The 9055-nt window shown below is 68.1% G+C and carries 10 protein-coding genes and 1 pseudogene; 6 read left to right on the top strand and 5 right to left on the bottom strand.

Annotated features, from left to right (window positions below):
* Positions 1–233 precede the first annotated feature (233 nt).
* Positions 234–725: a hypothetical protein gene (locus ACWEF2_RS23825; RefSeq protein WP_453818565.1), complete on the top strand. Its 492-nt coding sequence runs from the start codon at positions 234–236 to the stop codon at positions 723–725.
* A 72-nt stretch (positions 726–797) separates the two neighbouring features.
* Here ACWEF2_RS23825 and ACWEF2_RS23820 read toward each other — a convergent pair whose 3' ends face one another.
* Positions 798–1571, bottom strand: coding sequence for a class I SAM-dependent methyltransferase (locus tag ACWEF2_RS23820; RefSeq protein WP_453818564.1), 774 nt, complete (start codon positions 1569–1571; stop codon positions 798–800).
* A 326-nt stretch (positions 1572–1897) separates the two neighbouring features.
* Positions 1898–2314 carry an IS200/IS605 family transposase gene (gene tnpA / locus ACWEF2_RS23815; RefSeq protein ID WP_453818563.1) on the bottom strand — a complete coding sequence of 139 codons (417 nt, stop codon included), beginning with the start codon at positions 2312–2314 and terminating at the stop codon, positions 1898–1900.
* A gap of 55 nt (positions 2315–2369) precedes the next feature.
* Here tnpA and ACWEF2_RS23810 point away from each other — a divergent pair, with 55 nt between their 5' ends.
* From ACWEF2_RS23810 to ACWEF2_RS23800, 3 genes are all read left to right on the top strand, one after another.
* Positions 2370–3611 carry an RNA-guided endonuclease InsQ/TnpB family protein gene (locus ACWEF2_RS23810; protein WP_453818562.1) on the top strand — a complete coding sequence of 414 codons (1242 nt, stop codon included), beginning with the start codon at positions 2370–2372 and terminating at the stop codon, positions 3609–3611.
* A gap of 18 nt (positions 3612–3629) precedes the next feature.
* Positions 3630–3854 (top strand): hypothetical protein, encoded by a 225-nt coding sequence (locus ACWEF2_RS23805; protein WP_453818561.1) that lies wholly within the window; start codon positions 3630–3632, stop codon positions 3852–3854.
* 504 nt (positions 3855–4358) lie between these two features.
* Positions 4359–5294 carry an aminoglycoside phosphotransferase family protein gene (locus tag ACWEF2_RS23800; protein ID WP_453818560.1) on the top strand — a complete coding sequence of 312 codons (936 nt, stop codon included), beginning with the start codon at positions 4359–4361 and terminating at the stop codon, positions 5292–5294.
* A 234-nt stretch (positions 5295–5528) separates the two neighbouring features.
* Here ACWEF2_RS23800 and ACWEF2_RS23795 read toward each other — a convergent pair whose 3' ends face one another.
* From ACWEF2_RS23795 to ACWEF2_RS23785, 3 genes are read right to left on the bottom strand one after another with little or no spacing between them, the layout of a single operon-like run.
* Positions 5529–5771, bottom strand: a complete 243-nt coding sequence (locus tag ACWEF2_RS23795) for a Tn3 family transposase (RefSeq protein WP_453818559.1) — start codon at positions 5769–5771, stop codon at positions 5529–5531.
* Entirely contained in the window at positions 5768–7210 is a 1443-nt protein-coding gene (locus ACWEF2_RS23790) for an MDR family MFS transporter (RefSeq protein WP_453818558.1), read from the bottom strand. Before ACWEF2_RS23790 ends, ACWEF2_RS23795 begins: the two co-directional genes overlap by 4 nt.
* A 2-nt stretch (positions 7211–7212) precedes the next feature.
* Complete coding sequence (locus ACWEF2_RS23785) at positions 7213–8157, bottom strand: NAD(P)/FAD-dependent oxidoreductase (protein WP_453818557.1); 945 nt, start codon at positions 8155–8157, stop codon at positions 7213–7215.
* Between the two features lie 62 nt (positions 8158–8219).
* Between ACWEF2_RS23785 and ACWEF2_RS23780 the strand changes: the two genes are divergently transcribed.
* Both ACWEF2_RS23780 and ACWEF2_RS23775 read left to right on the top strand, forming a co-directional pair.
* Entirely contained in the window at positions 8220–8648 is a 429-nt protein-coding gene (locus tag ACWEF2_RS23780) for a helix-turn-helix domain-containing protein (RefSeq protein WP_453818555.1), read from the top strand.
* Between the two features lie 69 nt (positions 8649–8717).
* Positions 8718–9044, top strand: a pseudogene (locus ACWEF2_RS23775) (GNAT family N-acetyltransferase); the annotation flags it as partial.
* Between the last annotated feature and the right edge of the window lie 11 nt (positions 9045–9055).

Raw genomic sequence — 9055 nt, 5'->3', positions numbered from 1 at the left:
TGGCCGAGGCCTCCAAGCAGTTTCGCCGTGTGAACGGCTTCCTGCACCTGCCCAAACTCAGAGTCGCGCTCGAACGGCACGTCACGCCCCAGAACGCCACTTCAAACTGCTACAACGAGAACGTCGCCTGACCGCGGGACCGCTCTTCAAGTTCCACGAACTGCGGGACAACCTCACCTTTCTCCATTAACGATCCTCAGGATGAAATTCCGGCTGAACAAGCGAGGCTCGTTGTGCTTCCCCGTCCTCAGGCACAAATCGTCAGCGAGCAGCGCAGCCTGGGCCTCCTCACGCTGCTTACTCAGTGCCCGGTACAAGGTGGATTTGGCGATGCCGAACCCGGCAGCGACGTCCTCAGCGGCCTTCAAGCCCCGCGGTGTCTTTCCGGCGTATTCCGGCCGTCCCCCTACGACGGGCTGAAGGACGTGGCGCAGGCCGCGTCGCTGGGCAAGTTCAAGGGCCGCCTGGTGTTCTTGCGGGACCTGAACGCCCTGAGGGCGACCGAGGTATGGCTGGAGGGCGTCCCTCCGGGAAAGATCTCGCACTTAGCGGGTGAGGCGCGGGTGACCGAAGTCGCCGACCTGCGCAAGGTACTGGATGAGGACAAGCGCCTGACGCTGATCACCGGCCTGTTGCACACGGTGCGGACCGGTGTCCGCGACGACGTGGTGACGATGTTCTGTAAGCGGATGGCGGCGATCCACAAGAAGGCCCTCTGCTCCTGAACGTGTCCTCAACCGCCAGGTAGAGGGCCCATGGGCTCGGAGCAGCAGTCACTGGTCACTTAAAAAGCACTACTAGTCATCCGAGCCGGTAGCCACGGGTGGTACCTCGACGACGAAGAACAGGAAGCAGGTGTTGGTCGAAAAGTCATGGAAGTCGCCGGGGAACAGCTCACGGGCGGCCGGATCGGGCTGTGGCTCGCCGATGATGGAAAGACGGAAGCCGGCGGTGGTGAAGGCATCGGTCATCGCGTGCAACGGCCTGCGCCAGAACTTCATCGGGAAGGGCCGTCCGTTGAACGTCCAGTCGACGATATAGCTGGTGGTCGCAAAGTAGTCGGGCCGAGACTCTTGGATCGTGAAGGCCGAGAAAGGGTGTTCTACTGACGCGATCAGCCTGCCGCCGGGCCTGAGCACGCGCCGCAACTCGGCCAGCGTCGGCCCCCAGTCCTCCAGGTAGTGCAGTACCAGCGAGGCGACCACGTCGTCGAACGCACCGTCGTTGAACGGCAGACGGTCGCTCAAGTCAACCGCGTGCAGGTCCGCGTCGTCACCGAGCCGCCGCCTGGCCAGCGCCAGCATCCCAACGCTGGCGTCGACGCCGGTGACGACGGCACCGCGGTCGCGTAGTGCAGCGGACAGGGGGCCTGAACCGCAGCCGGCGTCCAGGATCCGACGGCCCTCCACGTCTCCGGCGAGGGCCAACATCGCGGGCCGCGCGTAATAAGCGTTCACGAGGCTGTCCTCGTTCTCCACCGAGTACGCCTCGGCGAAGCTGTCGTAGTCATTCACCTGGTCCCGATCTGCAGACTGGGCGAAGCTCTCGGAAACCTCAGGTGCACGTTCCATCGGCACACCCTAGCGAGTAGCCATGACCCGCCGGGCAGGCTCTAGAAGATCACTGAAGATCTTGGTTTGGTCCGTTGTGGGTGGGGTTGGTGGACACGGTCTACTTTGGGGCTGGGGACACCTTCGGGAGCGGAGGGCCTTCACACCGACTTTCTGGACAGAGGTTTCTGGACGGTGTCGTGCCTGGTCGTTACCGAAGGTCCGGAGAAAGCCTCGGCCTTCAGGCCGGGGATGAATTCGGTCCCCGGTAGGGGATGGCCCGGCGGAGCCGGGGCAGACCGGAGCGCGGAGCGCGGACCCAGAACCCGGCAGGTTCGCTCCGGGCGTCAGGCGGGTCGGCGCTGTCGCTCGATATACGCCTTGATGATCGACCGTGGCGCTCCGCCGCAGGAGGCGGCGAAATAGGACGGGGACCAGAACACCCCGCCTATGTGGGCGCGGTTGACCCGGCCGGTGAACTCTTTGCGCAGGTAGTGCGAGGAGACGCCCTTCAGTGAGTTGACGAGCTTGGAGATCGCGACCTTGGGCGGATAGTGCACCAGGAGACGGACGTGGTCGTGTTCGCCGTTGAACTCCTGTAGCTCGGCCTCGAAACTGTCACACACCTCGACCATGATGTCCTCACAGCGGCGCAGCATCGCGTCGTCGAACACGTCCCGCCGGTATTTGGTGACGAAGACCAGATGGACGTGGAGCGCGGAAACCACGTGTCGTCCGCGCCGGTATTCGGCTGGATCACTCATAGACCAGATGATAATTTGTTCGAGTGAAGGGCGGGCCGGAGAGGGGGCGGGGTTCATGCTGGCAGGCCGCAGGTACCGCTTGGACCTCACTCCCGAGCAGGCCGCCTTCGCTGAAGGCATCGCGGGGATCTGCCGGTCGGTGTGGAACACCGGCCTGGAGCAGCGCAGGGAGTACCGGCGGCGTGGGGCGTTCATCGGGTACGCCGGGCAATGCAAGGAACTCGCCGACGCGAAGGCCGACTTCCCGTGGCTGGGCCACGCGCCGTCACAGGTCGTCCAGCAGACGCTCAAGGACCTCGACCGGGCGGTGAAAACCCACGGGACGTGGAAAGTCCACTGGCGGTCCCACCGCAGGTGGAAGCCGTCGTTCCGGTTCCCCGCAGGCAACCTCATCACAGTGGAGCGGCTGGGCCGCAAGCGGGGGCGGGCGAAACTCCCCAAGCTTGGGTGGGTGCGGTTCCGCTGGTCGCGCGCGCTCGGCGGCACGATCCGCTCGGCCACCGTGAGCAGGGACGGCGCGCACTGGTACTTCAGCTTCCTCATCGACGACGGGAAGACCACCCCCGCTGCGCACCCCGGTCCCATAGTCGGCGTGGACCGGGGGGTGAAGGCCGCGGCCGTCACCTCCGACGGCGATTTCCACGACCGGACGTTCGCCACCCCCGGCCAGGCCAAACACCTGCGACGTCTTCGGCAGCGACTCACCCGCACGAAGAAGGGCTCCGCGCGGCGCAAGAAGGTCCTCGCGGAGATCGGGAAGCTCATGGGCGGGGTCCGCGCCCGGCGGGCCGACTTCAACGCCCGCACCGCGAGCGTGCTCACCTCCCGGTACGGGACGGTCGTCCTGGAAGACCTCAAGACGGCGAACATGACCCGCTCGGCCGCCGGAACCGTGGAGGCCCCCGGCAGGAACGTCGCCCAGAAAGCGGGCCTGAACCGGGCCATCCTCGACAAGGGCTGGCACGGACTCGAACTCGCCCTCACGGGCGCGGCCCGGTACACCGGCACGAAAATCGTGAAGGTCAACCCCGCGTACACATCGCAGACGTGCTCGACCTGCAAGGCGGTGAATGCGGCATCGCGTGAGAGCCAAGCACGATTCGCCTGCACCTCCTGCGGGATGGTCGCGCACGCCGACGTGAACGCCGCCCTCAACATCAAGCACCGATACGCGGGCGGGCAGCCCGTGTCAGGACGCGGAGACCTCGGGGCAACCCGGTCTGTGAAACGTCAACCACCCCGGCCACCAGCGCGGCAGCATGCCGCGCCCGCGGCACAGGGAATCCCGGTCCTTTAGGGCCGAGAGGAAGTCAAAGTGTCCAGAGAGGCAGCCGTCCACGAGGGCATCGAACGCCTGATGGCCGACTGGACGGTCGTGATGGTCGCTCATCGGATGCGGACGGTCCAACGCGCCGATCGCATCGCCTTTCTCGATCGCGGCCGGATCGTGGAAGAAGGACACCACGACGACCTGCTCCGCCGCGGCGACCGCTACGCAGACTTCTGGAACGCTTCCCTAACACCGGCGGCACACGACTGAGCCGGTAGCGTGGGCTCCTTCAGAGGGCGTCTCGCAGCCCTTGCCCCACCGATGACGCGAGTGTTGAGAATCGAAGGTGAGCTCAAGGGAGCCAGGCGAGCAACCGGGTGGTGGCCCGCCACAGCAACCCAAGCACCGTCATCCCGCCACCGACGCCCGCCGCTCCTCAGCCGGCACAGGAGGGCATGCCGTGACCACCCCGGCCGTACAGGCCACCCGCGGGTGGCGAGGCACGACCACCTTGGAACCCGGACGGCTCGCTTTCACCGGCGCCGCGGGCCGCACTGGCCCGCACGCCCATGCCGCGGTGCAGACCCCGTGTTCACCGCCGGGCTCGCCCTGCCCTACCCGGCCCATGCGTGCAGCTACACAACGTCACCATCGTCACGATGGGCTACTTTGTCCTTGGTGGCGGCGACCCGAGTGGAGGGCCCGGAAGCCGGGCACCCCCAGGACCTCCTTCGTATCCCGAACACCCTGAAACCCACGAAGGAGATACCTGACATGAGCACGCCGATCCCCGTCGACGTCCCCGGCGCGTTCGCCGCGGCGTACGGCAAGAACAATGCGTCCGGCCGTGCCTGGATCGCCGAATTGCCCCGGCTGGCCGCGGACTTCATGGAACGCTGGACACTGCGGCCGGACGGCCCCGCAGAACACGGCCAGGCCTCGCTCGTGCTACCGGTGATCCGCGCAGACGGTGCGCCCGCGGTGCTGAAATTCCAGCAGGCAGGCGAAGACAACGCCGGCGCCGTGCTCGGCCTGCGGGCATGGGACGGCAACGGCGTGGTGCGCCTGCTCGACCACGACCCGGACACCGGCACCATGTTGCTGGAACGACTGGACGCAGCCCGGCCACTGTCGTCAGTGGCTGACGACGATGCCGCCATGCAGATCCTCGCCGAACTGATGGCGCGCCTGGTCGCGGTGCCCGCCCCACCTGGTCTGCGGCACCTGGCCGACATCGCCGCCGCCATGCTGGACCAGGTTCCACACGCTGTACCGGCGTTGCGCGACCCGGCCGAGCAACAACTGGTACGCACCTGCGCGTCCGCCGTGACCGAACTGATCGGCGAACCCGGTGACCGCCTGCTGCACTGGGATCTGCACTACGACAACATCCTCGCCGGGCAACGGGAACCCTGGCTGGCCATCGACCCCGAACCGCTGGCAGGCGACCCCGGGTTCGACCTGTGGCCGGCGCTGGACAGCCGATGGGAGGCGGTGGTGGCGACCGGCGACGTGACCCGCACGATCCTCCGCCGCTTCGACCTCCTCACCGAGGTGCTCGGCCTGGACCGGCAGAGGGCGACCGGGTGGACGCTTGGCCGCATCCTGCAGAACGCGTTGTGGGACATCGAGGACGGCAAGAGCACGCTGGAACCCGCCCAGGTCGCCCTTGGCGTGACTCTGCTGCGCCGTTATGCACCTACTCTGTAGCCCGCCTGATCACCGGTGATGCCCAGGTTCATTGCGCCACGCCCCTGCCCGGAGCGGTGAGTCACCCCGGCTAATGGCAATGCCGGTTAGCCAGGCCAGGGCTGGGATTGCAAGACCGCAGATGATGAAGACATGACAACGGAGATCCGGTAGAACGGGTGATCTTCTACCACCATCCGTCACACACTGGATCTCCGTTGAGTGCTGAGTCTGGGGATGTGGTCGTGGCCGACGTCAGGGACGGCGGGGTCGGGACTCCTGGACCGACAGCTGCTTGCCCGGGCTCCGACGGTAGGTGGAATCCATCGGGTCCAGCATGCTCAGTAGGCGCAGGGTCTCGTCGATGCGGCCGTACTCGGTGAACGCCTGTCTCAGCGAGGTCGGTCGGCCCTGGCGGGCGAACATGCGCAGCAGGTCGTAGGCGCGCACTACGGTCTCGTATCCCTCGATCATGATGGTTTGCTTGTCGGTGCTCATGCCGTCGCCTCTCCCGACGTGGGGGGCTGGGCCTTCCAGGGCAGCAGGGCCATCAGCGTCACCAGGGCGGCGGCAGCCGGAGCGCCCCAGAACAGGATGTCCGGGATGGCGGCGGCGGTCGCCGCCGGGCTCGGGGCCCGGCCCTGAAGTTCCCGGGCGAGGAGGGTGCCGAAGACCGCCACGCCGAGCGACAGGCCCAGGCCGCGGGCGGACACCGCGGCGGAGGTGGTGGCAGCCAGATCCGAGGGGGAGGCCGCGTTTTGCGCGACGACCACCAGGTTCTGCATCAGCAGCCCGAACCCGGCCCCCAGCATCGCGATCTCCACGGCCAGCAGGGCGTAGGGGGTGCCGGGGGTGAGCCGGCTCAGCAGCGCGAATCCCAGCACCGCGATCGCCGAGCCAGCGAGCAGGTAGGGCTTGAACCGGCCGCTCGCGCCGACGCGGGCGCCGGCGAGCGAGGAGACCGCCATGAACGTCAGCACGTACGGGGTGAGCGCCAGACCCGCCTGGGTGGCCCCCATGCCGTACGCGGCCCGCAGATAGGTGGGCAGGTAGACGATCGAGCCGCCGAGCAGCGCGCCGAGCAGCGCGGTGGCGGGGAACGCGACGCGCAGGGTGGGGTCGGCGAACAGCCGCAGCGGTAGCAGCGGGTTGACCGCCCGGCGTTCCCGCCACACGAACAGGGCCGCCAGAGCCGCCACCGCGCCGATCAGCGTCAGGATCACGCCGGACGTCCAGGCGTACACGCGGCCGCCCCATTCGGCCACCAGCAGCAGGCTCACCGTCGCGCCCGCGATCAGCGCGGCCCCGGCCAGGTCGACTTTGCCGTCCCCGCCGGTCTTGGGCAGCCGCAGCGCGAACGCGGTGAGCGCCACGGCGAGCAGGCCGAGCGGCAGGTTGATGTAGAAGATCCACCGCCAGCCCCATGCGTCGGTGATCGCGCCGCTGGCGAGCGGGCCGCCCACGCCGGCCAGCGCGAAGACGCCGCCGGTGAAGCCCTGGATCCTGCTGCGCAGATGCTGCGGGTACAGTTCCGACAGCGCGATCGTGGGCAGCACGAACAGCGCTCCGGCTCCGATGCCCTGGAAGGTCCTGGCGGTGATCAGCTGGGGCGTCGTCTGGGCCAGGCCGCACAGTACGGAGCCCGCGACGAAGACGGCGGCCGCCGTGACGAACACCGGGCGCCGGCCGAACCGGTCGCTGATGCGGCCGTAGAGCGCGCCGGTCGCGGTCGAGGCCAGCACGTAGGAGGTGACGATCCAGCCGATCGCGTCCATGCCACCCAGGTCGGCGGCGATGTCGGGCAGGGCGATGGCCACCACCGTCTGGTCCAGGACCGACAGCAGCATGCCGATCAGCAGGCCGGCCGTGGCGATCGGCACATTGCTGCTGTCCTTCGGCGGTGCGGAGGCGGTCTGCGCGAGGTCTGCGGACACCATGATCAGCCCCTTGCCCGCGCGAGCGGGTTGGGCAGGCCGAAGTCGGCGCACAGCAGATCTTGGTCGATGACCGCCGCGGCGACGGTGCCACTGGCCGCCGCGGCGATGACCGCGGCCATGGGCATCGGCACGCCGGACCGCCGCGCCATGTCACCGGCCGCGTACACGCCGGGCACGCTGGTCTGGCCGAACTCGTTCACCTCCACGCACCCGTCGGTGAAGGTCGCGCAGCCGAGGCGATCAGCCAGATCGGAGCGCTGGCGTGGCACGTTGACGACGAACACCGCGTCCCTGGCCAGGGAGGGGCCGTTTTCGAACACGATCTGCTCCAGCCGACCGCCCGTCCCCTCCAGGCGGGCGATGGTCTCGCAGCGCACCGCGACACCGTGCGATGCCAGCGCGGCCTGCGCCGCCGGGTCGAGCGGCCGGCCGCCGGTGCAGAGTACGACGTCGGCGGCGAAGCGGCTCAGCTGCAGCGCCAGCCGGATCCGTGCCTGGTCCGTGCCGAGCACGGCGACCTGCTTGCCGGTGCATTCGTAGCCGTGGCAGTAGGGGCAGTGGAAGGCGGAACGGCCCCACAGCGCTTCCACCCCACGCGGGCCGGGAAGCTCGTCGGCCAGCCCGGTAGCCAGCAGGAGGCGCCGCGCGGCCGCAGTCCCACCGTCGGACAGGTCCAGCTGGAAGCCGTCGCCGTCCAGCACGCGGGCATCGGTGACCATCTCCGTTCTTGTCTGCACCGTCCGATACGCGACCAGTTCCTCGCGGCCGAGCCTGCGCAGCTCAGCGGGGGGTGTGCCATCCCGGGTCAGGAAGTTGTGCACGTTGTCGGCGGCGGCGTTGCGGCCCTCCCCGGTGTCGATCAACAGCACCGTACGGTGGACCCGTCCGAGGGCCAGAGCAGCGGCCATGCCGGCCGGACCTCCGCCGACGATGACGACGTCGAACATGTCTTGCCTCCAATAAGCGGTCATCGCTTGACGTGAAGGCAAGTCTGCAAGTTAATGTCAACATGAAGTCAAGCGATTCCATGCGGATCGGGGAACTCGCGGAGCGGTTCGACCTCGCCCCGCATGTCCTGCGCCACTGGGAGGCCATGGGTCTGCTGGTCCCCGCCACCAGAGTCAACGGCCGCCGCCGCTACACCCGCGACCACGTCATCCGCGTCATGACGATCATCCGCGCCAAAGCGGCGGGCATGAGCCTGGAGCAGATCTGCGAGATCCTCACCGTCTCCGGCCAGGCCGGGCGCCAGGCACTCCTCCAGCGGCACCACGCGGAACTGGAACGTCGACTTCACGAAATATCGGCCTCCAAGGCGCTCATCGAGCACCTTATGCAGTGCACAGCGGACGACTTCACCCACTGCCCCGACTACCGGCGGATAGCGGAGGCCTCGGCTGGACCCCAAAACCTCCACAAGGACGGGTGCGTGATCTGAGACACCGCGCTTTGTTCGTGAGTCGTGACAGCGCGAGTTGCTCGGCGGGCGTGCGGTAGGTTGCCCGCCATGACTGAGCTCGGCCCCGTCGCCTGGCCACCTGCCCCGATAAGGACCGAACGGCTCGTGCTCCGCGAGTCCGAGGCCCGGGACCGTGCGGCGTTCATCGAGCTGTTCGCCTCGCCAGAGGTGGGCACCTATATCGGTGGCCCTCGACCGCGTGATGAGCTTGAGCGGACGCTGTCTGAGGCGCCCGGGCGACGCCCTGGCCTTTTCGTGATCGGTCTCGGCGGAGCGATGATCGGCATGATCACGTTCGATCGGCGCGACGCAGAGCGCCCGGGTCACGTCCGTCCGGATGCCGGGGAGGCCGAGCTCGGCTACATGTTCTTGCCGGAGGCGTGGGG

Source organism: Streptosporangium sp. NPDC004631 (genome assembly GCF_053601935.1).
The sequence above is the reverse complement of the archived record's forward strand: the minus strand, read 5'-3'. Positions and strand labels throughout refer to the sequence as shown.

Excerpts from the sequence above, each read along its gene's own strand:
- ACWEF2_RS23790 (WP_453818558.1), bottom strand. The coding sequence starts at position 7,210 with ATGGTGTCCGCAGACCTCGCGCAGACCGCCTCCGCACCGCCGAAGGAC.
- ACWEF2_RS23795 (WP_453818559.1), bottom strand. The coding sequence starts at position 5,771 with ATGAGCACCGACAAGCAAACCATCATGATCGAGGGATACGAGACCGTA.
- ACWEF2_RS23785 (WP_453818557.1), bottom strand. The coding sequence starts at position 8,157 with ATGTTCGACGTCGTCATCGTCGGCGGAGGTCCGGCCGGCATGGCCGCT.
- ACWEF2_RS23810 (WP_453818562.1), top strand. The coding sequence starts at position 2,370 with ATGCTGGCAGGCCGCAGGTACCGCTTGGACCTCACTCCCGAGCAGGCC.
- ACWEF2_RS23780 (WP_453818555.1), top strand. The coding sequence starts at position 8,220 with ATGAAGTCAAGCGATTCCATGCGGATCGGGGAACTCGCGGAGCGGTTC.
- ACWEF2_RS23800 (WP_453818560.1), top strand. The coding sequence starts at position 4,359 with ATGAGCACGCCGATCCCCGTCGACGTCCCCGGCGCGTTCGCCGCGGCG.
- tnpA (WP_453818563.1), bottom strand. The coding sequence starts at position 2,314 with ATGAGTGATCCAGCCGAATACCGGCGCGGACGACACGTGGTTTCCGCG.
- ACWEF2_RS23820 (WP_453818564.1), bottom strand. The coding sequence starts at position 1,571 with ATGGAACGTGCACCTGAGGTTTCCGAGAGCTTCGCCCAGTCTGCAGAT.